The sequence below is a fragment of the Variovorax sp. GW821-FHT09D05 genome (assembly GCF_059416325.1).
In genome coordinates, this window is record NZ_JBWKOZ010000009.1 from 133,746 (window position 1) to 157,382 (window position 23,637).

16 protein-coding genes are annotated in these 23,637 nt (G+C 67.3%); 11 read left to right on the forward strand and 5 right to left on the reverse strand.

From position 1 onward, the window contains the following. Position 1: 1 nt before the first annotated feature. Genes tssK through AC07O3_RS24260 form a run of 5 tightly spaced genes read left to right on the forward strand, consistent with a single transcriptional unit; the run spans position 2 to position 8,967 of the window. The gene (tssK, locus tag AC07O3_RS24240; protein WP_495340525.1) at positions 2 to 1,342 is read left to right on the forward strand and encodes a type VI secretion system baseplate subunit TssK; all 1,341 of its coding nucleotides are present in this window, start codon (positions 2 to 4) and stop codon (positions 1,340 to 1,342) included. A 10-nt stretch (positions 1,343 to 1,352) separates the two neighbouring features. Further along, positions 1,353 to 2,114, forward strand: a complete 762-nt coding sequence (locus tag AC07O3_RS24245) for a DotU family type IV/VI secretion system protein (protein WP_093058205.1) — start codon at positions 1,353 to 1,355, stop codon at positions 2,112 to 2,114. 40 nt (positions 2,115 to 2,154) lie between these two features. Beyond that, entirely contained in the window at positions 2,155 to 6,237 is a 4,083-nt protein-coding gene (locus AC07O3_RS24250; RefSeq protein WP_495340526.1) for a type VI secretion system protein, read from the forward strand. Next, positions 6,222 to 7,457, forward strand: a complete 1,236-nt coding sequence (gene tssA, locus AC07O3_RS24255) for a type VI secretion system protein TssA (protein ID WP_495340527.1) — start codon at positions 6,222 to 6,224, stop codon at positions 7,455 to 7,457. The genes AC07O3_RS24250 and tssA overlap by 16 nt, the downstream gene beginning before the upstream one ends. A gap of 31 nt (positions 7,458 to 7,488) precedes the next feature. After that, positions 7,489 to 8,967, forward strand: coding sequence for a hypothetical protein (locus AC07O3_RS24260; protein ID WP_495340528.1), 1,479 nt, complete (start codon positions 7,489 to 7,491; stop codon positions 8,965 to 8,967). A 274-nt stretch (positions 8,968 to 9,241) separates the two neighbouring features. Here AC07O3_RS24260 and AC07O3_RS24265 read toward each other — a convergent pair whose 3' ends face one another. The 5 genes from AC07O3_RS24265 to AC07O3_RS24285 form a co-directional block, all read right to left on the reverse strand. Further along, positions 9,242 to 9,679 (reverse strand): CBS domain-containing protein, encoded by a 438-nt coding sequence (locus AC07O3_RS24265; RefSeq protein ID WP_093078898.1) that lies wholly within the window; start codon positions 9,677 to 9,679, stop codon positions 9,242 to 9,244. 48 nt (positions 9,680 to 9,727) lie between these two features. Continuing rightward, positions 9,728 to 10,783, reverse strand: coding sequence for a 2-oxoacid:ferredoxin oxidoreductase subunit beta (locus tag AC07O3_RS24270; protein WP_093058201.1), 1,056 nt, complete (start codon positions 10,781 to 10,783; stop codon positions 9,728 to 9,730). After that, a complete protein-coding gene (locus AC07O3_RS24275; protein ID WP_093177974.1) occupies positions 10,780 to 12,627 on the reverse strand; it encodes a 2-oxoacid:acceptor oxidoreductase subunit alpha in 1,848 nt (615 codons plus the stop codon). The genes AC07O3_RS24270 and AC07O3_RS24275 overlap by 4 nt, the downstream gene beginning before the upstream one ends. Further along, positions 12,624 to 14,435, reverse strand: coding sequence for an FAD-dependent oxidoreductase (locus AC07O3_RS24280; RefSeq protein WP_495340529.1), 1,812 nt, complete (start codon positions 14,433 to 14,435; stop codon positions 12,624 to 12,626). Before AC07O3_RS24280 ends, AC07O3_RS24275 begins: the two co-directional genes overlap by 4 nt. Before the next feature lie 105 nt (positions 14,436 to 14,540). Beyond that, entirely contained in the window at positions 14,541 to 15,419 is an 879-nt protein-coding gene (locus tag AC07O3_RS24285; RefSeq protein ID WP_093058198.1) for a LysR substrate-binding domain-containing protein, read from the reverse strand. 210 nt (positions 15,420 to 15,629) lie between these two features. Between AC07O3_RS24285 and psrA the strand changes: the two genes are divergently transcribed. The 6 genes from psrA (at position 15,630) to AC07O3_RS24315 (ending at position 23,622) form a co-directional block, all read left to right on the forward strand. Next, positions 15,630 to 16,721: an iron-containing alcohol dehydrogenase PsrA gene (gene psrA / locus AC07O3_RS24290; RefSeq protein ID WP_495340530.1), complete on the forward strand. Its 1,092-nt coding sequence runs from the start codon at positions 15,630 to 15,632 to the stop codon at positions 16,719 to 16,721. A 115-nt stretch (positions 16,722 to 16,836) separates the two neighbouring features. Further along, positions 16,837 to 18,147: an MFS transporter gene (locus tag AC07O3_RS24295; protein ID WP_093058196.1), complete on the forward strand. Its 1,311-nt coding sequence runs from the start codon at positions 16,837 to 16,839 to the stop codon at positions 18,145 to 18,147. 39 nt (positions 18,148 to 18,186) lie between these two features. Beyond that, positions 18,187 to 19,413: a phosphonoacetate hydrolase gene (gene phnA, locus AC07O3_RS24300; RefSeq protein ID WP_097199662.1), complete on the forward strand. Its 1,227-nt coding sequence runs from the start codon at positions 18,187 to 18,189 to the stop codon at positions 19,411 to 19,413. Between the two features lie 27 nt (positions 19,414 to 19,440). After that, on the forward strand, positions 19,441 to 20,889 hold the full coding sequence (phnY, locus tag AC07O3_RS24305; RefSeq protein WP_495340531.1) for a phosphonoacetaldehyde dehydrogenase: 1,449 nt from the start codon (positions 19,441 to 19,443) through the stop codon (positions 20,887 to 20,889). A gap of 233 nt (positions 20,890 to 21,122) precedes the next feature. Next, on the forward strand, positions 21,123 to 23,366 hold the full coding sequence (locus AC07O3_RS24310) for a hypothetical protein (RefSeq protein ID WP_495340532.1): 2,244 nt from the start codon (positions 21,123 to 21,125) through the stop codon (positions 23,364 to 23,366). A 13-nt stretch (positions 23,367 to 23,379) separates the two neighbouring features. Then, a complete protein-coding gene (locus tag AC07O3_RS24315; RefSeq protein ID WP_440533815.1) occupies positions 23,380 to 23,622 on the forward strand; it encodes a hypothetical protein in 243 nt (80 codons plus the stop codon). Positions 23,623 to 23,637: the final 15 nt, after the last annotated feature.

Genomic DNA, 23,637 nt, shown 5'->3' on the forward strand with positions numbered 1-23,637 from the left:
CATGTCTGACGTGCACAGCGCCTCCCCCATCACCGACCGCATCGAGTGGCACGAAGGCATGCTGCTGTCACCGCAGCACTTCCAGCAGCTCTCGGCGCGCACCGATTCCCTCGTGGCCTGGCAGACGCTGGCCGCCGCGCCCTTCAGCTGGGGCGTGCGCCGCCTGGTGTTCGACCAGGGCCTGCTGCCCGCCGGCCTGCTGCGCGTGCTGGCGCTCGACGCCATCCTGCCGGACGGCACCGCCGTGCAGTACTCGGCTGCCGAGGCCGCGCACGGTGCGCTCGAACTCTCGCTCGCGCCGCATAAAGACCAGCTTGCCGTCGAGCCGCTCGACATCTACCTCACGCTGCCGGTCGCCGGCCCCGCGCGGCATCGCGGCGCGACTGTGCGCTTTCGCTCGGTGTCCGGCGCGCCGGTGGAAGACGCCGTGTCCGATGCCGAGCCCGCGAACATCCCCCGCATGCTGCCGCGCCTGGCGCTCAGCGCAGGCGCGGTGCCGCCCGGCACGCACGTGCATCTGCGCCTGGGCCAGGTGTTCAAGGACAACGAAGTCGTGAAGCTCGGCGACGCGCAACCGCCGCTGCTCGAGGTAGCGCGCGACAACCCGCTGTGGACTGCGGCCGCCGGCCTGCTGGGCCAGCTGCGCGGCAAGGCGGCCTTCGTCGCGAAGCAGACAGCTGTGCCCTCTTCACGCGTGGACGACCGCCTCGCGCACCTCGAACTGAAGGACCGGCTACGCAGCCTGCTGTCGGGCCTGCCGCATGCCGAGGCCGTGCTGCGCACGCCGCACCTGCATCCGCTGCCGATGTACTGGTCGCTGTGCGCGCTGCTGGCATCGCTGAGCCTGCTGCGGCCCGGCGGCCTGCCGCCGGTGCCGATGGACTATGACCATGCGAACCCCTCGCGCGTGTTCCAGCCGCTGCTGCTGGCGCTGCGCGACGCGGTGTCCGAAGTGAGCCAGGAGTACCGCGAGCACAAGTTCGAGTTTCGCCAGGGCGCATTCGAGACCACGCTGCAGCCGCAGTGGCTGGCCGGCACGCGCATCGTGGTCGGCCTGCGCGGCCAGTCCGACAAGGATCTGCTCGCCTGGATGGACAGCGCCATCGTCGGCGCGCAGTCGGCCTACCCCTCGTTGCGCGAACGCCGCGTGCTGGGCGCGGTGCGCCGCCCCATCGAGTCGGCCGACGAGCTTGGCCTGCGTCCCGGCTCGGGCTACCTGCTCTACGCCATCCAGACCAGCACCGCGCTGACAGTAGCCGGCGAACTGCTCGTGATCGCCAACGCGAACGAAGGCGCCACCGCGCAGCCTCCGCAGGAAATCGTGCTGTTCATCAAAGACTGATCGACCCCCCATGGCACGCACCCTTCCCGACCTTGCGGTCGACGACCACATTACCAAGCAGTTCCGCGCGTTCTACGACGAGATCGTGAAAGCACGCGACCGCACCGCCGAATCGCGCGAGACCGACATCGACATGGTGGCGCAGGCGCTGGCCCGCCACCTGGAGAACCTGCTCGAGCTGCAGTCGCTCGAATCGCGTCGCGAGAGCACGCGCTTCGAGCTGGAGAACGTGGCCGACGCGCGCTACCTCAAGGCCGCGCTGGCCGACGAGATCCTGCTGCACACGCCGTGGATCGGCCGCGAGCGCTGGACCGCTCACCTGCTGGAGTCTTCGCTGTTCCGCACCAACATCGCGGGCGACCTGGTGTTCAGCCGCATCGAAGAACTGCTGTCGGGCCGCGAGCCTTCGCGCCGCGACATCGCGCGGCTGTATCTCTTTGCACTGGCACTGGGCTTCCAGGGCAAGTACCGCGGCGGCGGCGAAGAAGCGCGCCTGCTGGGCTACCGCGAAGAGCTGTTCCAGTTCGTCTACCAGCGGCAGGCCGACTTCTCGGGTCGCGACCGCGTGGTGTCGGAGCGCGCCTATGCGAGCACGCTCTCGCACATCGCTCCGCGCAAGCTGCCCACGCTGAGCCGCTGGACGGTGCTGTTCCTGCTGTGTACCGCCTCGCTGCTGGCGGTGTCGGAGCTGTTGTGGCTATGGCAGTCGTGGCCGGTGCGGCAGGTGCTGCAGCCGGGTGCGGTCGATGCATCGGGGGCATACCAGCGATGAACGACATGCGCCATTCAAAGAGCCCCAGGAGGTCGTTGCCATGCTGACAGACCAGCTCTTCCTCATTTCCATCGCGGTGCTCACGCTGGTGGTGCTGCTCGTGCTCGGCATGGTGCTGTACTTTGCGGCACGGCGTTCGCACGCCAAGCCGTCGAGCGACCCGAAGGTCGCGCGCATCCGCTTCGATTCGCTGCGCAGTTCGTTCCGCCAGGCCGTGGAGCTGATCGAAGGCAACATCGCCTCGCGCGCCGACCGCTACGGCATTCCGTGGATCATGCTGCTCAACGAGGGCGACGACCATCGCCAGCTGCCCATCGAGCAGTCGGGCGTGGCGAGCGCACTGAGCACCGAGTCGGCCTCGGCCGCGACCACGCAGGGCATCTCGTGGCACTTCTTCGACCGCGGCGTGGTCATCGACATCCAGGGCGCCTACCTCGGCTCGCCCGATGACGACGACGCCTCCGAGAAGCCATGGGACGAGTTCCTGGGCATGTGCCGGGCCTACCGGCCGCAGCGCCCGTTCGACTCGGTGGTCATCACCATTCCGGCGGCGCTGCTGCTCGACGACAGCACCGACGGCCGGCTCGAACTCTCCAAGCGCGCCAAGCTCGCGCACCGCCGCCTGTGGCTCGCACAGAACCGCTTTGCGATGCGCTTCGCCGTGTATGTGCTGGTCACCGGCGCGGAACACCTCGAAGGCTTCAGCGCCTTCGCGAGCGCCCTGCCCGAGCCGCTGCGCGCGAGCATGCTGGGCTGGTCGTCGCCTTATGACCTGTCGACCACCTACCAGCCGGGCTGGGTCGACGAGGCGGTGGGCACCGTGGTGCGTTCGGTGTCCGACGTGTCGGCCGAGCTCTTCGCCACCGATACCGCGCCGCAGGGCGCCGGCCCGCAACTGCTGCTGCCTTCGCGCATCGAGGCGCTGCGCGGCCAGCTGCAGCTGTATGTCGATGAGCTGATGCGCCCGAGCGCGTACCACGAGCCCTTCTTCTTCCGCGGCATCTACCTGACGGGTGACAGCGGCGAATCGGCGCAGGCTGTTGCCGCCATCGACGCCGAGCACGACAGCTACGGCCAGAAGGACCTCGAGCCCATCGGCGGCGACCTGATCGCGCAGCTGATGCGCCAGCCGGCATTCCTGCGTGACCTGTTCGAGAAGAAGATCTTTCTCGAATACGGCCTCACACGGCCGTCGCGCACGCAGACGCTGGCGCGCCCGGTGCTGCATCGCGCGCTGCGCTGGACGGCCATCTTGTTCCTCAGCGGCTGGGGCATTGGCCTGGTTGTGGCCACATGGCAGCTGCACCGGCACAACAGCACGCTGGTATCGGCGCTCTCGCAACTGCAGCACGATGCGCAATACCGCATGCGCGCACTGCAGCGCGGCGAGACCATTCCGACCGCGTGGTACCGCAACAAGGCGCTGTCGCTGCTGGCCATGAACGAGCGGCTGCGCACCGACGGCACGTACTCCTTCTTCATGCCCGGCTCGTGGCGCCCCTTCGACGACCTGAACGAACGCGTGATAGAGCGCATCGAGCGCGAGTTCGGCGACATCGCCGTGAGCACGCTGCGCCGCGAGCTGATGGCCCGCGTGAGCCAGCTGAGCGGCGTGGAGCAGGACGAGGCTACCGGCGAATTCATCGTCGGTGCCAACTGCAGCCTGCCGCCGAGCTTCAAGACCATCGGCGATGCGCCGCGCAAGAACGGCCTGCTGGTGGAAGACCAGCCCGAGTTCGGCGCCCTGCAACGCTACCTGGGTTCAGCCGAGCAGCTCGACACCGCCCTGCAGGCGGTGGAGCGCCTGCGCCAGCCTTCCACCGGCAATGCGGAAGACCTGCGCGTGGCCGTGCGCTACGCGCTGGGCGCCGAGCTGCCCGCCGACCTGAGCCGCAACCTGCGCTACTTTCGCCAGGCGGCCGAGGGCAATGCACTGGCGATTCCGCTGGCGCCGGTGCAGTCGGCGCTGCGCTGCGCGCTCGACAAGGGCACTGCGCAGCTCGACACGCGGCTGTTCGTCAACAACGAACTGCTGGTGTCCGAGCAGTCGCTGGGGCGGCTGCTGCCATCGCTCGCCAGTGCGGGCACCTTCGCGCGCACCACGGCCAGTTATCGCGAAGTGATCGCCGCCATCAAGGACCAGGAAGACCTGGTCGCCTCGGGCAAGGGCGGCTGGATGCGCCAGCCGGTGCTGGTGCTGGGCGCCTCGTACGACCGCACGATCGCGCGCATCGAGCAGAACCGCCTGCTGGGGCAGGAGCCGGCCGATGCGGTACGCGGCCGCGCGCAAGATGCCTTCCAGAAATTCCGCGCCGAGTTCAACCTGCGCTTCGGCGGCGCGCAGCCCGGCCTCGTGTGGCAGGACAAGGAAGGCCGCTTCGCGCTGGCGCCCGAACGCATCGCGCTGCGCGACGCACTCACCGCGCTGCTGGCACAGCCCTTCATGGCCGCCGCGCGCGACCGCGAGCTGCCGGGCGCAGGCCTGCGCTCGACGGCCACATGGGACCTCATGCGGCTCGACCAGGCACTGGCTGTCGGCGACATCCGCAAGCGCTACATGACCGACGGCATGACGGCCTTTCCGGCGACGGTTCGCCCGGGCATCGAGAGCGCGCTGAATGCGCACTTCGCGCAGCTCGTGGTCGACCAGGTGGCCGAGGCTGCGACCGGTGCCAACGACGGCATGCGCCCCACGTCAGGCGCACTGATGGCCACCGACACGCAGGCCGCGGCTTATGAAGCCTCGCGCCAGCGCCTGGCCAAGATACAGGCGCTGCTGTACGAGATGGGCTCCGGTCCGCGCGCCGAAGACCTGCGCGCAATGATGTCGCGCGACGCGCTGCAACGCCTGGAAGGCGTGGACGAAGCCTTCAACCAGTCGGAGCTGTACGCCATGCGCGGGCGCGACTTCCAGGGCTGGCGCGGCGAGCGCGGGCCGATGCTGGTGGCCTTCGGCGTGCCGGACACGGGCTCGCTCGCGGCCTACCTGGGGCAGCAGTTCAACCGCACCGAAACGCTGGGCAAGCTGGCCGACAGCTACATCGCGGCGCTCGACGGCGCGGGTGCGGGCTCGGTGCTCGCGCAGCGCTGGCAGGCCATCAACCGCGACCTGGAGCGCTACCGGCTGAAGAACCCGAACAGCAGCCTGCTGCTGCTCGAACAGTTCCTTGGCACGACCGGCGCCGAGATCGACCGCGAGACCTGCGCCGCCAAGCTGGCCGGCAAGGCGCCGGCGGCGCGCATCGGCGACTACTTTGCCGACCGCCACCAGCAGATCTACAGCGCCCTGCTCGCGCGCTGCTACGAGCTGCAGTTCGGCGACCAGCAGGAGCTGTGGACGCAGTTCTCCACGCGCTTCAACCGCTCGCTGGCGGGCCGGCATCCGTTCGGCGCGGCGACGGGCCGCGCCTTCGACCTGGCCGACCCGGCGGACGTGAACGACCTCGCACGGGCCTTCGACCCGCTGTCGCGCGCGCTGAAGGACAACCGCACCGACGGCGCCGTGCGCACCTCGGCCATGCCGGGATCGGCCGCGCGCCGCTTCGCCGAGCAGTTCGGCCGCGCACGCGACTTCATGCTGCCGCTGTTCCCGACCGAGGAAGGCGCCGCGCCGGGCTACGACCTGAGCGTGGACTTCCGCGTGAACACCGGCGCCGAGATCGAGGGCAACAAGATCATCGACTGGTCCTTCGAAGTCGGCGACCAGGTGCTCAAGCAGCGCGACCCGCCGCGCACGCTGCGCTGGGAATACGGCATGCCGGTGGCGCTGGTGCTGCGCATCGCGAAAGACTCGCCACTGGTGGCGCGCGCCGACCCGCAACAGCACGCGCTGCTGACCGACGGCCAGACCGTGAGCTTCCGCTTCGCCGACCCGTGGGCGCTGTTCACGCTGGCGCAGCGCCAGCGTGAAGCCGACACGGTGCAACGGCCGGACGGCCGCTCGCAGTTGCTGAAGTTCGAGTTTCCGCTGGTGGCCCAGTCGGCTGGCGACACCGCCCAGTCGCCTGCGGGAGGACGCGCGCGCGTGTTCCTGCGCGTTGCCGCAAGCCCCGCCGGCAAGAAGACCGCCCTGATCTGGCCCGCCGCGTTCCCGATGCGCGCCCCTGAATGGAACACGCCCTGATGGCCGCCGTGCTCGCTCCCCTGAACACCGAGGCCGCCAACGGCTTCGCCCCCGACCTCGCGGCCTTCCTCGCGCCGCTGGAAATCGAAGGCGAAGGCCCCGCCGGGCCGCCGCTGCGCTACGACCCGGTGTACTCCCGCATCCGCGATGCGCGCATGGAGGAAGACGCCAGCCTGCCGATGGGCGAATGGACCCGTCCGCTCAAGAAGGCCGACTGGCGCGCCACCGAGATGCTTTGCGCCGAGGTGCTGCAACGGCGCAGCAAGGACCTGCAGGTGGCCGCGTGGCTCACCGAAGCGTGGGTGCATCGCCATGCGATCGACGGGCTGATCGCCGGCACACGGCTGCTCGAAGGGCTGGCGCGCGACTTCTGGCAAGACGTGCATCCATGCATCGGCGAGGACGGCGACGCCGACATGCGCACGGCCACTTTCGTGTGGCTCAACGACACCCTCGCGCAGACCCTGCTGATGCGCGTGCCGCTGCTCGCATGGCCGGATTTCTCCCCGCCCTTCATCAACCTGGGCGACTGGCAGCGCGCGCTGACCACCGAGTTCGGCGCCGGTGCGGGCAATACCAAGTCGAAGGCGAAGGAAGTGGCGGCAGAGCCGAGCGCGCAGACGGTGTCGCGCCAGGACATCCTCGATCAGGCCGCACGCGACCTGCATGCGCTTGCCGCGCTCGACGACCGCGTGGCGCTGGCCGCCGATGCATGGCGCGACCTGGGCGCACTGCTCGACGAGCGCCTGGGCGCGGACGCGCCGAGCCTGTCGAAGGTGACGGAGATGCTGCTTCGCACGCGGCAGGCGCTGCGCAGCCTGCTGCAGGAGCGCGACCCGCGCGATGAAGAACCACCGGCCATGCCAATGGAGCCGCCCGCAAGTTGGGCGGCGGACACATCAACGCTTTCCGCGACCTCGATGGACGACAACGACATGAGCGAAGCCCCTTCTCCTCCTCCTTCTCTTTCTCCTTCCGCGCCGCTGCCGCAGGCCGCGGCAAGCGGGCGCATCGGCAGCCGCGCCGAGGCCTACCAGTTGCTGGAGTTGGCCGCCGCCTACCTGCTGCGCGAAGAGCCGCACAGCCCAACGCCCTACCTCGTCAACCGCGCGGTGGCGTGGGGGCGCATGCCATTGCCGCAACTGATGCAGGAAGTGCTGCGCGAGGACGGCGACCTGAATCGGTACTTCTCGATCATTGGCGTCAGGCCCGACGCCTAGACAGATTGATCTCTTCGATGGAGCTTTCAACATGCCACGCCACCTCAAGCGCACCGGCCAGCATCTGTATGTCGATGGCTTGCATCTGCTCGGCATCTGCGAGCGATTGATGAAGGAAGCGGTGCTGGCCGGCGCGCCCGGAGGCGCCGGAACACCTGCGGCCCCCTACACCATGGCCAATGCCGGTGACTGGGTCGCACGCTGGCGCGCGTCGACGCGCGAGGGCATGGTCTATTACAAGATGGCGGGCAGGCTCATCAGCAAGAACCACAAGGTGTATGTCGGCGACGTCGGGCCTGCATACCTTCAATCCACAAGCATCCTGGAGAGTTCGCTCAAGGCATTCCGGTCCAAATACGGCAGGCTGCCAAAGCTCAATCTCCACTTTGGCTATGCCGTCACCTCAATAACAGTAATCAGGGCTGCACTCAACGTCGACAACGCGACGTGGAAAGCATTGCGAATCGAGCAGACGGGCACTCCTCCGCCAACCTGGACGGCATCCATCCTGAGCACTCACCTCATTGCGATGGCAAGAACCCCAGGCGCTTCATCGAACGACCCCAACGATTACATCGATGCGAAGGACAGAGAACTCCTCCAGGAGTGGGCCACCAAGAACGCAATCAACGACCCGCAGTACCAGGTACTCGCGCAGAGGGTGGCCGACCCGGGCCTCATCTATGCAAAGAGCACCGACAGCGTCTATGGCGGCACACGGCCTGCCCCCTGGAGCGAGATACGCCATTCCCCCGTGATCGCCAAGGCGGTCCGCTCCCTGATGAAGGGCGAGTCCCCGTCGTTGGCCGCCGGCCCGGCTGGATACGACAAGGACTACGCGCGCAAGCAGTTGCTGCTGCCCGTCATGACGATGGCGATCTTTCACGCGGAGCCTGCGAGAAACCCGCGTGCATGGCCGATCAACCTGATGATCCTGGACCTCGCGGAGTCCACCACCGCACGCTTCACGTGGGACGCGATCCTGTGGCATCCGCTTGCAATTCCGCAATCGGCCACTACGGGCGCCGGCCATGTTCTCGCCGTGCCCCTGAGCGGCCCCCGGGGGCCGCATGCTCCCCTGGTGCCCTTCGTCGGGCCGCAGCCGACGCTGCAGGAAAAGACGGCACAGGCACGCGCGGAGCGCGCGATCGTGCCCATCACAAGCACGCTGAAGCTGCATCTCGTCGGCGGACTGATTCCGGCAAGCCCCACTGACGGCGGTCGAATAGGCGGGCGTCCGCTCTGGTCGCAGAACAGGTTTGCTGCAACCGAGCCTTTCGACTTCATCCATCAGAAAGAGATCGACGTGCTGCTGCAGTGGCTGATGCAATTTCCGGAGATCGGCACCCATTGGAGCGTGCAGGACCCGCCGCCGCACGGCGCCACGCTCGTGCCGGCGATGCAGGTTCTGCAGCGCCAGGTTCCCGCCGATGTGGCAACGACCACAGGCTTGACCCGCATCGCCGCCCGGCTCCAGACCCGGATCGGGACCCTGGATTACATGCATTAGCCAGACCCCCGTCTCTCAGGAGTTCTCCGCTCCGGCGCTTGCTGTTCAATGCGCCCGCGAGCGCCAAGTTCACGCACAAGTACGAAGTCGTCCGGGCCGAGCTGCCCGGCGCCGAGTTCAATACCAGGACCAAGGCCTGACCCAAGACGAACTTCACGCAGCTCCAGGCGTGGAAGCAGATGGAGGCGCTGCCCTGCTTCAAGGCGAACAAGGAGATTCCGGACGCGGTTGCGCTCTAGGCGGCAACGGTCGCAGCGGGACCGAACGCCGTGCCTCAACCCAGCACGTCGTTCACCTGCTCGCGGAACTCGCTCAGGCTCACGGCGGCCCCAATCTCTCGCGGCAACGCATCGCGCACCGAGAACACGCCCAGGATCTTCGCCCCCGCCGCCAGCGGCAGGTGGCGAAAGCCCCGTTCGAGCATGAGCGCGACGGCGTCGGACACCAGCGTTTCGGGCGGCACGCAGATGGGGTTGGGCGTCATCACGTCGCGCACCGCCGTGCGATCAGGGTCCAGCCCCTTGGCCAGCACCCGGGTCATCAGGTCGCGCTCGGTCAGGATGCCGAGCAGCGTGTCGGGCAGGTCCATGATGAGCACGCTGCCGCAGTTGGCACGCGTCATCACGCATGCGGCGTCGCGCACGTTCGCCTGCGGACCCAGGCTGATCACGTGCTTGCGCGAGATGGACTGGAAAACAGTGCGCTCGGTCATGATGCACCCTCCGGAAGTGGCGTCGTGGATGGTGCCGCCGACAGCGGCTCAGCGCAAGGAGGCGTTGAGCCGCTCCAGCGCCGTGGCGCCGGGGCAAAGCTGGTCAGGCCCCATCGCGTTGAGCGACTGGTCGCTGGTGTTGAGCGCCGTGTGCAGGTCGGTGGCCAGCGGGTCGACATAGAGCAGGCCGGTCACCACCTCGCCCATCTCGTGATGCCGCTGCATGTAGGCCATGGCGGCATAACGGTCGCCAGGGTTGTAGTCGGGGTGCAGGCTGCGCAGGCGCAGCAGCGTGCCGTCGTGCTGGCGCACGTCCATCACTTCTCCGGGCTCGATGTCGGCGACGATTTCGTCCCGCCCGCTGATGAAGTCGATGCGGCTCACCGCCTCGTTGTGCTCTCGCACGTAGTCGTAGCTCTTGGTGCTGCCGGGGTGGTTGTTGAAGGCAACGCAGGGGCTGATGACGTCGATGAAGGCGGAGCCACCATGGCTGATCGCCCCTTTTATCAGTGGCACAAGTTGCGCCTTGTTACCCGAAAAACCCCGCCCTACGTAGCTGGCGCCCAACTGCAGCGCCATGGCCACGAGGTCCACCGGGCTGTCTGTGTTGACGACGCCCTTCTTGCTTTTCGAGCCCTGGTCGGCGGTGGCGGAGAACTGGCCCTTGGTGAGGCCGTAGACGCCGTTGTTCTCCACGATGTAGGCCATGCGCACGCCGCGCCGCATGGCGTGGGCAAACTGGCCCAGGCCGATGGAAGCCGAATCGCCGTCGCCCGAAACGCCCAGGTACAGCAGGTCGCGGTTGGCGAGGTTGGCGCCGGTCAGCACGCTGGGCATGCGGCCGTGCACGGTGTTGAAGCCGTGCGATGCGCCCAGAAAGTAATCCGGCGTCTTGGAGCTGCAGCCAATGCCCGAGAGCTTGGCCACGCGATGCGGCTCGATGTCCAGCTCCCAGCAGGCCTCGATGATGGCGGCGGAGATGGAGTCGTGGCCGCAGCCGGCGCACAGCGTGGAGATCTTTCCCTCGTAGTCGCGTCGCGTGTAGCCGACCTTGTTGGTGGCCAGCGTCGGGTGACGCAACCGGGGCTTGGCAAGGTAGGTCATGCAGGCTCTTTCTTATCGGTGCTGCCGGAGGCTTGCGTCTGTTGTTGCACATGCGCGCTGATCGACTGGACGATGAAGCGCGCGGTGATGGGCGTGCCGTCGAAATGCAGCACCCGTATCAACCGCGCCGGATCGGCGTCCAGCTCATTCACCAGCAGGCTGCGCATCTGTGCGTCGCGGTTCTGCTCGACCACGAACACCTTTTCATGCTGCGCCAGGAACTGCACCACACTGTCCGGAAAGGGAAAGGCGCGCAGCCGCAGTGCATCGAGATGGATGCCGCGCTCTTCCAGCGCCTGCAACGCCTCGTGCATCGATGGGCTGGTCGAACCGAAATAGATCACGCCCAGTTTGGTCTTTTCGGCAGCAGGCCTCAGCACCGGCTGCGGCACCAGCGTGGCTGCTGTCGCGAACTTCTTCAGCAGCCGCTCCATGTTGTAGATGTAGTCCGGCCCGCGCTCCGAGTAGCGGGCGTAGGCGTCGCGTGTCGTGCCGCGCGTGAAGTAGCTGCCCTTGGTCGGGTGCGTGCCCGGCAGCGTGCGCCAGGGAATGCCGTCGCCATCCACATCCTTGTAGCGGCCGAAGTCGCGGCCCGCCTCGAGCTCTTCGGCGCTCATGACCTTGCCGCGGTCGTAGGCCTTGCTGTCGTCCCAGGCAAAGGGCTCGCACAGGCGCTGGTTCATGCCGATGTCCAGGTCCGTCATCACGAACACCGGCGTCTGCAGCCGGTCGGCCAGGTCCAGCGCCGCCGCCGCATGCTCGAAGCACTCGTGCGGATCCTCGGGGAACAGCAACACGTGCTTGGTGTCGCCGTGCGAGGCATACGCGCACGAGAGGATGTCGGCCTGCTGCGTGCGCGTCGGCATGCCGGTGGAAGGGCCGCCGCGCTGCACGTTGATGAGCGTGACGGGGATCTCCGCAAAGTAGGCCAGCCCGATGAACTCGCTCATCAGCGAAATGCCCGGCCCCGAGGTCGCGGTGAAGGCCCGTGCGCCGTTCCAGCCGGCGCCGACCACCACGCCAATCGATGCGAGTTCGTCTTCCGCCTGCACGATGGCAAAGCGGTGCTGGCCGGTGGCCGGGTCCACGCGGAACTTGGTGCAGTACTTCTGGAAGGCCTCGGCCACCGAGGACGACGGCGTGATCGGATACCAGGCCGCGACCGTGGCACCGCCATACACGCAGCCCAGCGCGGCGGCGCTGTTGCCATCGACGAAGATCCGGTTGCCAACCCCGTCGGCACGCCGCACCCGCAGCCCCAATGGCTCGTGCAGGTTCTCCCGCGCGAAATCGCAGCCCAGGTGCAGCGCCTGCACATTGGAGGCCAGCAGCTTCTCCTTGCCCTTGTACTGTTCGCCGAACAGCTTCTCGACCACCTCCGGCTCTATGCCGAGCAGGATGGCCAGGGCGCCCACATAGACGATGTTCTTGAACAGCTGGCGCTGCCGCGGGTCCTGATAAACGGCGTTGCAGATCTCAGTGAGCGGCATGCCGATCACGCGAACGTCGCTGCGGAACTTCGATGGCGGCAGCGGCCGCGTGCTGTCGTAGAAGAGATAGCCGCCGGGCTCCAGCTCGGCCAGGTCGGCCTCCCAGGTCTGCGGATTCATCGCCACCATCATGTCGGTGCCGCCGCGCCGTCCGAGATGGCCCTGCTCGGTCACGCGCACCTCATACCAGGTCGGCAGGCCCTGGATGTTGCTGGGAAAGATGTTGCGCGGACTCACCGGCACGCCCATGCGCAGGATGGCCTTGGCGAACAGTTCGTTGGCAGAGGCCGAACCCGAGCCGTTGACGTTGGCGAACTTGATGACGAAGTCGTTGACCGCCTCTATCTGTTTCATGCGGCCACCTCCTGCGCATGCCCTTGCCCGGCAGGTGTCATCTTCAACAAGAACTTCTGCATGTCCCACGCGCCCGTGGGGCAGCGCTCGGCGCACAGGCCGCAGTGCAGGCAGACGTCTTCGTCCTTGACCATCACGCGGCCCGTCTTGAGCCCGCCGGATACATACAGGTCTTGCGCCAGGTTCAGCGCCGGCGCCTTGAGCCGCGATCGCAACTCGACTTCCTCGCCGTTGTCGATGAAGTTGATGCAGTCCATCGGGCAGATGTCCACGCAGGCATCGCATTCGATGCAGGCGGCCTCGGTGAAGACGGTCTGCACGTCGCAGTTCAGGCAGCGCTCGGCCTCCTTGAAGGCAGTGGCGGCGTCGAAGCCCAGTTCCACCTCCACGCGGATGCTGGCCAGTGCGGTCTCTGCCTTGGCCCACGGCACCTTGTAGCGCAGGTCATTGGAGGTGTCGTTGTCGTAGCTCCACTCGTGGATGCCCATCTTCTGCGAGACCAGGTTGGTCATCGGCGCCGGGCGAACGTAGACCGGCTCGGCACGCAGCAGCTTGTCGATCGACACCGCAGCCTCGTGGCCATGGGCCACGGCCGTGATGATGTTCTTGGGGCCGAAGGCCGCATCGCCGCCGAAGAACACGTTGGGCACCGTCGACTGGAAGGTGTTCTCGTCCAGCTTCGGCAGGCCCGACTTGTCGAAGGCGATGCCGCAGTCGCGCTCGATCCACGGGAATGCGTTTTCCTGGCCCACCGCGACCAGCACTTCGTCGCATTCGAAATACGCGTCCGGCTCGCCGGTGGGCACCAGCGCGCGGCGGCCCTTGTCGTCGTACTCGGCGCGGACGATCTCGAAGCGCATGCCCAAGAGCTTGCCTTCTTCGTGGACGAAGGCCTTGGGCACGTGGAAGTCGATGATCGGAATGCCTTCGTGCTGGGCGTCTTCCTTCTCCCAGGGCGAGGCCTTCATTTCAGCGAAGCCGCTGCGCACGATGACCTTCACGTCGGTGCCGCCCAGGCGGCGGGCCGAGCGGCAGCAGTCCATTGCCGTGTTGCCACCGCCCAGCACGATCACGCGCTTGCCGATGCTGCTGACGTGGCCGAAGGAAACCGAGTTGAGCCAGTCGATGCCGATGTGGATGCTGGCCGCCGCTTCCTGTCGGCCAGGCACATCCAGGTCGCGCCCGCGGGGTGCGCCGCAGCCGACGAAGATCGCGTCCCACTCCTGCGCCATCAGAGCCGTCATCGAGTCGATGCGCTCGCCGCTGCGGAACTCGACGCCCAGATCGAGGATGTAGCCAGTCTCCTCGTCGATGACCGATTCCGGCAGGCGAAAGCGCGGTATCTGCGTGCGGATGAAACCGCCGGCCTTGGCTTCGCCGTCGAACACCGTCACTTCGTAGCCCAAAGGCGCCAGGTCGCGCGCGACGGTGAGCGAGGCCGGCCCCGCACCGACGCAGGCCACACGCTTGCCGTTCTTCGGCTCCAGCTTCGGCATGCGCGCGCGCACGTCGTCCTTCATGTCGGCTGCCACGCGCTTGAGCCTGCAGATGGCCACCGGCTCGGGCTCCCCCGTGTTGCCCTCTTCCACCCGTCCTCGCCTGCAGGCCGGCTCGCAGGGCCGGTCGCAGGTGCGCCCCAGGATGCCGGGGAAGACGTTGGACACCCAGTTGATCATGTAGGCGTCGCTGTAGCGGCGCTGCGCGATCATGCGGATGTATTCGGGGACGGGGGTGTGCGCCGGGCAGGCGTACTGGCAATCGACGACCTTGTGGAAATAGGCCGGGTTGGCAATGTTCGTTCGCTGCAATGCGTGTCTCCTGCCAGCCGCCAGGGACCCCGGAGGGGCCGACGCGCGGCTCTGGCGCAGTATGCGCCGCACATGCGGGAGCGCAACCTTGGTGAAATCCCGCAGCTAGCCGGCCTGCCCCTCCAGGGCAACGGCAAAGAGGGCATCGATCAGCGGCCGCTCCCTGCGGATGGAAAGGCAGCACAGCGAATAGCTGATCGACAGCTGCTCATCGTCGATTGCCACGGCCGCCAGGCCCGGCAGCGGAATGAACTCCACCTGCGTGACGAAGCCGACGCCCATTCCGTTGGCCACCGCGTGCAGGATGGCCTCGCGGCTGTTGATTTCCATGGCGCAGTGCAGGTTGACTTTCTGCTGCAGGCAGGCGCGCTCGACGCGATGCCGGGTCTTGGAGCCGGGCTCGCGCAGGATGACCGTTTCGTGTTCGATGTCGCGGGTGGTGATCGATGCGCGCTTCGTCCACGCATGGCCCTCGGGCACCACCGCGACGATGCGCTCAGCGCGGTAGGGCGCGATGTGCAGGCCTTCTGCCGCCGCGGGTTCGGCGACGATGCCCACGTCGATGGAGAAGTCCTGCAGCCCCCGGAGGGTGGACTCCTCCGACCCGATCGACACCGTCAGGTCCAGCGACGGATGCGCCTCCTTGAAGTTGCGCGCCAGCTCCAGCGCAATGGGCGGCGACACCGCGCCGACGCGCACCAGCCCCACCTTGAGCTTGCGCGCGCTCTCCAGGAAGAGCATCGCCTCTTCCTCCTGCCCGAACAGGCCCTGTGTGATGGCATAGAGCCGCTCGCCGGCCGCGGTGAGCCGCACGCCGCGCCCGCTGCGCAGGAACAGTTCCACGTTGAAGCGGGCCTCCAGGGCCTTGACCTGGTCGGTCACCGTCGGCTGCCCGATGTGCAGGTACTGCGCCGCCGAGGTGAAGCCGCCCGTCTTCGCCACGGCATGGAAGCATCTGATCGATTTGTAGTATTGGTGGAACATGCATTCGGGCCCCGGCGAAGCCGGCGGCTCCTTCAGGAAGAAAGCCTCTCACAAGCACGCCCGGGCGCGAATGAGCGCTTTCCCGGTCGCGATGCCCGCACGGGCGATCCATCGATTTTCGACCATGCGGACACCGGAAATGCGATTGGACGCGATGGCGGGCCGCTTCGACACTGGCCGCCATACGAGACAACCGAAGCGAAAGACCCGATGCCCCACGCGTACCACAACCCCGTTTCCATCCACTGCGGCCGAGGCAGTCTGGAGCGGCTGCCCACGATCCTCGCCGGCCGCCGCGTCGTCGTCGTCACCTTTCCCGAAGCCCGCGAGCTCGGACTGGTCTCCCGCCTCCGCGAGCTCCTGAAAGACTCGCTGCTCGGGGTGATCGACGACGTGCGCCCCAATCCCGACGTGGCGCACTTGAGCGACCTCTACAACCGCTTCTGGCAATCGCCCGAGGCATGCGATGCCATCGTCGCCGTGGGCGGCGGCAGCGCCATCGACACGGCCAAGGCGCTGATGGTGGGCACGGCAAGCGGCCAGTTCGACGAACTCGTCGGCCTGCTCGCGACTGGCAAGCCCTTTGCGCCCACCAGCGTCAAGCCGCTGATCGCGGTGCCGACGACCGCGGGCACCGGCAGCGAAGTGACGCCCTGGGCCACGATCTGGGATGCCGCCCGGCAGAAGAAGTACTCGCTGCACCTGGATGCCACCTGGCCCGAGGCCGCCATCGTCGATCCCGAGCTGATGCTTTCGGTGCCGGCGGGCACCACCGTGTCGACGGGGCTCGATGCGCTTTCCCACGCGCTGGAGTCGGTGTGGAACGTGAACGCGAATCCCATCTCCGACACCTTCGCCATCTCCGCCGTGCAGGATATCTTCGAGTGCCTGCCGGCGCTGCGGGCCGATCTCGGCAACATCGAACTGCGCGAGCGCATGGCGCTGGCCGCGCTCAAGGCCGGCCTTGCGTTCTCCAACACGAAGACGGCCCTGGCCCATTCGATCTCGTACGAGATGACCCTGCGCTACGGCCTGGCACATGGAATCGCCTGCTCGTTCACGCTGCCGATCGTTCTTGAAAAGGCATGGGCCCGCTCTCCCGATCGGGACCGCACGCTGCAGCGCCTGTTCGGGCCGGACCTGGCCGCCGGTGCCCGGCGCTTGCGAGACTTTCTCCAGGGACTCGGCGTGAAGACCGAGTTCGCGGACTACGGCGTGGCGGACAGCGAAGCCGCGGCCATGATCGCGCGCGCCCTGGATGGCGCGCGCGGCAAGAACTTCATAGGGGCGGTGTCCGCCTAGCAGTCAGCTAGTCAGTTAGTCGGTTAGTCGGTTGAATCTGTAGAACGTCGAAAAAAATGCCGGCATTCGAGCCGGTCCCACGGACCCACGTCCGTCAAGAACAGGAGACAAAGACATGCAATTGGCAAATCAAGGCCTGCAGGCCGGGGCGTACGCGCCGCCTCTCGAACATTCATTCCGGCGCGCGCAGTGGCGAATGCTGCTGGCCGCGATGTTCTGTTACCTCTTCTTCTATACCGGCCGGCAGACCTTCGGCTTCGCCATCCCAGGGCTGCAGAAGGAATTCGGATTGTCGAAGGAGGTCTTGGGTTGGGCCTCGGCCAGCCTGCTGTGGTGCTACGCCATCGGCCAGGCGATCAACGGCAACCTCGCCGACAAGTTCGGCGGCCGGCGCGTGATGACCGCGGGCGCCATCCTGTCCTGCGCGGCCAACTGGGTCGTGAGCTTCGCCGTCGGGTTCAAGACGCTCGCGATTCCATGGGGCGTCAACGGCTACTTCCAGGCGCTCGGCTGGGCGCCGGGCAGCCGCCTGCTGTCGAACTGGTGGGGCACCGGGGAGCGCGGCAAGGTCTTCGGCTTCTACACCTTCGCTGCCGGATGCGCGTCGGTCCTGTCGTTCGTCACGTCCATCGTGGTGGTCAACGTGCTGCACCTGGACTGGCGCTGGATCTTCAGGCTGCCCGTGCTGCTGATGCTGGTGGGCGGCATCGCGTTCTACCTGATCGCCCGGGAGCGCCCCGAAGACCTCGGCTTCAAGTCGCCCGACACCGGCATAGCCAACGCGGAAGACGCAAAGGCCGCGTCCCTGCAGCACACCACGCCCGACGAAAGCTCGTGGACGCGCTACAAGGCCGTGCTCTGCAACCCGAAGCTGCTCATCGCGGCACTCGCCATCGGCTTCCAGAATGCCGCGCGCTACGGGCTGATCGTCTGGGTGCCGGTGCACTTTCTCGGCAAGGACTGGAGCAAGATGGCCGACGGCATGATCGATCCCGCATGGATCTCGGTCGCACTGCCGGTGGGCATGGCCTTCGGTGCTCTCACCAACGGCTGGATCTCCGACCGCGTCTTCGGCTCGAAGCGCTACAAGGCCATCGTGCTGTACATGCTGCTGGGTGCGGCGGCCTCCGTCGGCATGTACCTGCTGCCCACGAGCATCGGCGGGCTGGCGCTTCTGTTCCTCGCAGGCTTCTTCGTCTACGGCCCCGCCTCGTCGTTCTGGGCGCTGTGCCCCGACCTCGTGGGAGCCAAGCGCTCGGGCACCGCCACCGGCGTCATGAACTTCTTCTCGTACCTGCTGGCGGGCCTCGGCGAACCGCTGATCGGCCGCCTGCTGGATCACTCGGGCAACACCTCGATGGTCTTTCCGATCGTGGCCGCCAGCTGCCTCATCAGCGCTTTCATCGCGGTCTTCATCCGTCGCTGAAAGAGCCCTTTTCTCTTCACCTCCAAGGAATCCCTTCTCATGAAACCCGACTCGCTGGAAGTCAATGCCCGCAGCTACCGCTGGATGAGCCGCCCCGTCGTGGTGGTGTGCGTCGATGGCTGCGAGCCTGCGTACCTGGACGCCGCCATCGCAGCCGGCGTAGCCCCGTACATCGAGCGCATGCGCAAGACCGGAGCCGACCTGCTGGCCGACTGCGTGGTGCCCTCCTTCACCAACCCGAACAACCTGTCCATCGTCACCGGCGCCCCACCGGCCGTGCACGGCATCTGCGGCAACTACTTCTTCGACCGCGAACTCGGCCAGGAAGTCATGATGAACGACCCCAAGTACCTGCGCGCAGGCACCGTGCTCGCAGCCTTCGCCGATGCGGGCGCCTCGCTTGCCGTGGTCACCGCCAAGGACAAGCTGCGCAAGCTGCTGGGCCACCGCATGAAGGGCATCTGCTTCTCGTCCGAGAAGGCCGACCAGGCCACCATCGAGGAGAACGGCATCGACGGCGTGGTCGAGATGGTCGGCATGCCCGTGCCCTCGGTGTACAGCGCGGAGCTGTCGGAGTTCGTCTTCGCCGCAGGCGTGAAGCTCATGGAATCGCGCCGCCCCGACCTGATGTACCTGTCGACCACCGACTACGTGCAGCACAAGGCCGCCCCCGGCAGCCCCGCGGCCAACGCCTTCTACGCCATGATGGACGGCTACCTCGCGCAGCTCGATGCGCTGGGCGCCACCATCGTGCTCACGGCCGACCACGGCATGAACGACAAGCACGACGCCGACGGCGCACCCAAGGTCATCTACCTGCAGGACGTGCTCGACGACTGGTATGGCAAGGACCAGGCCCGCGTGATCCTGCCGATCACCGACCCGTACGTGGTGCACCACGGTGCGCTGGGCTCGTTTGCCACCGTGTACGCCCCCGACGAGGCCCGCGTGCCGGGCTGGATCGAGCGCATCCAGCGCCTGCCGGGCATGGAGCTGGTGCTCTCGCGCAAGGACGCGGCCGCGCGCTTCGAGCTGCCGCCCGACCGCATCGGCGACATCGTGGTGGTCAGCGAGCAGAGCACGGTCATCGGCACCTCGGCCAGCCGGCATGACCTGTCGGCGCTGGAAGTGCCGCTGCGCTCGCACGGCGGGGTGTCGGAGCAGCGCGTGCCGCTGATCTGCAACCGGCCGGTCACCGGCATTGCCGCCAGCCGCCGGCTGCGCAACTTCGATGCGCTGGACCTCGCGCTGAACCACGCCCAGTAACGACAACGACTTCCGGAGCACTCCCCCATGAGCCAAGCCACCCTGAAGCCAGGCACCATTCACCGCGAAGCCCTGCGCATTGCCGGCGAGCGGATTCACCGCGACCGCACGATCGACGTCACCTACCCCTACACCGGCGAAGTGATCGCCACCGTGCCCAAGGCCACGCTCGAAGATGTTCGGGTTGCCTACAAGATCGCACGCGACTACAAGCCCACCCTCACGCGCTACGAGCGCTACAAGATCCTGATGCGCGCGGGCGAGATCATCGCCTCGCGCCTGGACGAGATCTCGCGCGTGATCACGATGGAGTCGGGCCTGTGCCGCAAGGACTCGCTGTACGAGGTGGGCCGCGCCTCCGACGTGCTGCTGTTCGCGGCCAACCAGGCGCTGGTGGACGACGGCCAGGTGTTCTCCTGCGACCTCACGCACCACGGCAAGAGCCGCAAGGTCTACACGCTGCGCGAGCCGCTGCAGGGGGCGATCACGGCCATCACGCCGTTCAACCATCCGCTGAACCAGGTGATCCACAAGGTGGCGCCCTCCATTGCCACCAACAACCGCATGGTGCTCAAGCCCAGCGAGAAGACGCCGCTGACGGCCTTCATCCTGGCCGACATCCTGTACGAGGCGGGCCTGCCGCCGCCGATGCTGTCGGTGATCACGGGCGACCCGCGCGAGATTGCCGACGAGATGCTCACCAGCGCCGACGTGGACCTGGTCACCTTCACGGGGGGCGTGGCCATCGGCAAGTACATCGCGGGCAAGGCGGTGTACAAGCGCCAGATCCTGGAGCTGGGGGGCAATGACCCGATCATCGTGATGGAGGATGCGGACGTCGAGGAGGCGGCGACGCTGGCGGCCAGCGGCTCGTACAAGAACTCGGGCCAGCGCTGCACGGCGATCAAGCGCATGCTGGTGCACGAGGCGGTGGCGGACCGGTTCGTGGAGCTGCTGCTGGCCAAGACAAAGGCGCTGAAGTACGGCGACCCGATGGACCCGGCCACGGACATGGGCACGGTGATCGACGAGGCGGCGGCGATCCAGTTCGAGGCGGTGGTCAACGAGGCGATCAAGGCGGGTGCGAAGCTGCTGTACGGCAATGAGCGCAGCGGTGCGCTGTATTCGCCGACGGTGCTCGATCACGTCGATCCCGGGATGACGGTGGCCAGGCACGAGACCTTCGGGCCGGTCTCGCCGGTGATCCGCTTCAGGACGATCGAGGAGGCGATCCGCATCTCCAACGGCACGGCCTACGGGCTGTCGTCTGCGGTGTGCACGAACCGCATGGACTACATCACGCGCTTCATCCGCGAGCTGAACGTGGGCAGCGTCAACGTGCGCCAGGTGCCGGGCTACCGCCTGGAGCTCACGCCCTTCGGCGGCATCAAGGACTCGGGCCTGGGATACAAGGAAGGCGTGCTCGAGGCCATGAAGAGCTTTACCAACACCAAGACTTATTCGTTGCCGTGGTGAGCTCGAGGCCTGCTCCCGGATACACCGGGAGCCAGGCCCTGGCCGCCCACCGCATCGCACTCTCCATCGTCTTGCGTCCCTTGCCGGGACGCCGAAGTCGCGCGCGTGGATACGCCCCGATCTGACGAAAAAGCCGACAGGACTATCGAAATACCCATGGGCTTTCGTCGCTGGCACGTCACCCCGCTCTTCTGTAATTCGACCACTCCCCCCACCAGAGGCAGCCGAAAAAAATGTCAGTCGAGCACTTCATTCCCCAAGCCATTCCCCCAGGCACCGCCATGCGGGCGCGCAAGGCACCAGACCCGACCGGCGCGCGGCAGCGCGCTGCCGGATGGGCGCGCACCTTCGCGCTCACGACCGCGCTCGTTGCCGCACTGAGCGGCTGCGGCGGCGGCAGCGGTTCAGGCGGCGCGGCGCTTGCATTGCCGGCCCCGTCATCACCCGCCCCCACGTCGCCCGAAGCACCATCGACGCCGCTCGCCAACCGCACGCTGGTCATCGACCTCGACGGCGCCACCTACGCCGCAGTGCAGAGCGGCATCGCCGACGGCACGCTGCCGAACCTCGCCAAGCTCGAAGTGAGGCTGGCCTACAGCGGCGGCATGGCCGGCACGCCCAGCCAGCAGCCCACGCTGGACACGCCCGGCTGGGCGACGCTGCTCACCGGCACCTGGGCCAGCCGCCACCAGGTGATGTCGGAAGCACCGAAGCAGGTGGTGCGCGGCGCCACCGTGTTCCAGTTGACCAAGGGCAGGAACACGGGGCCGAACGGTGCGGCCGTCGCTTCGTCGGGGCTGGCCCAATTGCTGTCTTCCGACCACGACAGCGGCTACCTCGACTCGCTCACCGATTGCTCCGGCAATGCGACCGCCACCGACTGCGTGACCACGCAAGCCACGCAACTGATCGGCGGCGACTACGCCACGGTGCTCGCGCAGTACCGCGCGATGAAGGATGCCGCGCTCGACTTCGGACTCGGCTCCACGCAATACGCAGGCACGCTGGCCAAGCTCGACAAGGCGGTCGGCACACTCGTCGACGCCACGTCGAAGCGCCCGAACACCCGATGGCTCGTCGTGGTGACCGGCAACCACGGGCTCAGCGCCAACAGCCAGGACGACGGCCTGCCGCTGGTGCCCGAGTCGAGCACCTTCATCGGCCTGAACCAGCCCGCGAACATGGGAACGCAAGGCGTCGGCGCTGCACTGCCGCAGAAGCTGACCGACCTGTATGCGAACGCCGGCATCGCCGACGTTGCGCCGACCGTGCTCGGCTACCTTGGCGCGCTACCGGACGCGAAGACCTACGCGCTGGACGGCAGCCCGCTGACCGGAGCGCAGGCCGTGTCGCAGCTGACTGCATCGGTGGCCGACAACAACTCCTCCAGCGCGAGCGTGGTGCTGAACTGGACGGCTCCGGCCAAGGGTGCGATCACGGTCATGCGCGACGGGCAGGTCATCGCTTCGAACCTGCCTGCGGGCACCGCCACGTACACCGACAGCCAGCTCTCGCAAGTGCTGAGCGCCAAGGGCACGTACCAGCTCAGCTACACGGTGCAGGCCGGCGACGGCGCGGACGCCGCGTCGAGGGCAGTGCTCTCACCACTCGTGTCCTACGTTCCGCCGGTTCCGCTGGCGCCGACGCTGAAGAACGGACTGGTCTCCTACTACCCGTTCAGCACCACGCTGCCGCCGGTCGATGCGATGGCGCACAGCACGATGGGGCCCGCCGCGAGCGACCTTCCGCCCGCAGCCGGCCTCGTGGTGCCGGGTCCGTTCGCAGGCACCAACGGCCTGCTGGTGGACACGAACTTCGTCAACACCAACGGCGTCGAGGGCTACCGTCTCACGCCGGCCGATGGCTTCGACATCTCGAAGGGCACGGCACCGCAATTCACCATCGGGCTCTGGTTCAAGACGCCATCGTGCGTTGCCACCAACAACGTGACCATCGTCTCCAACAAGAGCTATGTGAGCGGTGGCAATGCCGGCGTTGCCATCGGCCTGTTCGCCAGCTCGGGCAACCAGTGCGGCGTGGCATTCAACATCGGCTCCGGCGGGGGCGTGCGTGCGGACGGGCCGACCAGCCCCTACACGCAGATCACCGTCAACCGCTGGGTGTACATCGCCTTCTCGGTCGACGGCGTGGCCAAGATCATGAACATGTACGTGTTCGATCCGGTGACGAGCACCACCAACCGCGTGGCCGTGGGCAAGTCGACGGGGTCGGTCGATCTCTCCAAGCTCTCGCCGTTTCCGCAGTGGGGCATCGGCGACGACGGCACCGGCACCTTCCTGATGAACAAGTGCAACGGCTCCGTCACGCCACCGTACTTCGCCGGCAAGTGCGCAACCGCGCCCACGTACCAGCACCACTTCGGCGACCTGGCGATGTGGAACCGCGTGCTGACCGATGCCGAGCTGCAATCGATCTTCCTGTCGAACAAGCCGTTGTCGACGCTGCAGGTCAACTGAGGAGGCACCCATCATGAAATCCAGCTTCTGCCTCTTCCTTGCAGCAGGTATTGCGTGCCTGTTCATCGCCGGGTGCGGTGGCGGCGGCAACAGCGGCGGGGCCAGCCTGCAGTTGCCCATCGCTGCTGCGGCAACCGGCGACGGCGCGGCGCCTGCCGAGATTCCGATCGTGGCGGCGCCATGCGCAAGCTGCGCGGCCGCCGGCACCGACCTGCCGCCAACGCTCCCGAACTCGAAGCTCAACTGCGCGCCCTGAGGGCACGTCGATCGC

Excerpts from the sequence above, each read along its gene's own strand:
- tssK (WP_495340525.1), top strand. The coding sequence starts at position 2 with ATGTCTGACGTGCACAGCGCCTCCCCCATCACCGACCGCATCGAGTGG.
- AC07O3_RS24245 (WP_093058205.1), top strand. The coding sequence starts at position 1,353 with ATGGCACGCACCCTTCCCGACCTTGCGGTCGACGACCACATTACCAAG.
- AC07O3_RS24250 (WP_495340526.1), top strand. The coding sequence starts at position 2,155 with ATGCTGACAGACCAGCTCTTCCTCATTTCCATCGCGGTGCTCACGCTG.
- tssA (WP_495340527.1), top strand. The coding sequence starts at position 6,222 with ATGGAACACGCCCTGATGGCCGCCGTGCTCGCTCCCCTGAACACCGAG.
- AC07O3_RS24260 (WP_495340528.1), top strand. The coding sequence starts at position 7,489 with ATGCCACGCCACCTCAAGCGCACCGGCCAGCATCTGTATGTCGATGGC.
- AC07O3_RS24265 (WP_093078898.1), bottom strand. The coding sequence starts at position 9,679 with ATGACCGAGCGCACTGTTTTCCAGTCCATCTCGCGCAAGCACGTGATC.
- AC07O3_RS24270 (WP_093058201.1), bottom strand. The coding sequence starts at position 10,783 with ATGACCTACCTTGCCAAGCCCCGGTTGCGTCACCCGACGCTGGCCACC.
- AC07O3_RS24275 (WP_093177974.1), bottom strand. The coding sequence starts at position 12,627 with ATGAAACAGATAGAGGCGGTCAACGACTTCGTCATCAAGTTCGCCAAC.
- AC07O3_RS24285 (WP_093058198.1), bottom strand. The coding sequence starts at position 15,419 with ATGTTCCACCAATACTACAAATCGATCAGATGCTTCCATGCCGTGGCG.
- psrA (WP_495340530.1), top strand. The coding sequence starts at position 15,630 with ATGCCCCACGCGTACCACAACCCCGTTTCCATCCACTGCGGCCGAGGC.
- AC07O3_RS24295 (WP_093058196.1), top strand. The coding sequence starts at position 16,837 with ATGCAATTGGCAAATCAAGGCCTGCAGGCCGGGGCGTACGCGCCGCCT.
- phnA (WP_097199662.1), top strand. The coding sequence starts at position 18,187 with ATGAAACCCGACTCGCTGGAAGTCAATGCCCGCAGCTACCGCTGGATG.
- phnY (WP_495340531.1), top strand. The coding sequence starts at position 19,441 with ATGAGCCAAGCCACCCTGAAGCCAGGCACCATTCACCGCGAAGCCCTG.
- AC07O3_RS24310 (WP_495340532.1), top strand. The coding sequence starts at position 21,123 with ATGTCAGTCGAGCACTTCATTCCCCAAGCCATTCCCCCAGGCACCGCC.
- AC07O3_RS24315 (WP_440533815.1), top strand. The coding sequence starts at position 23,380 with ATGAAATCCAGCTTCTGCCTCTTCCTTGCAGCAGGTATTGCGTGCCTG.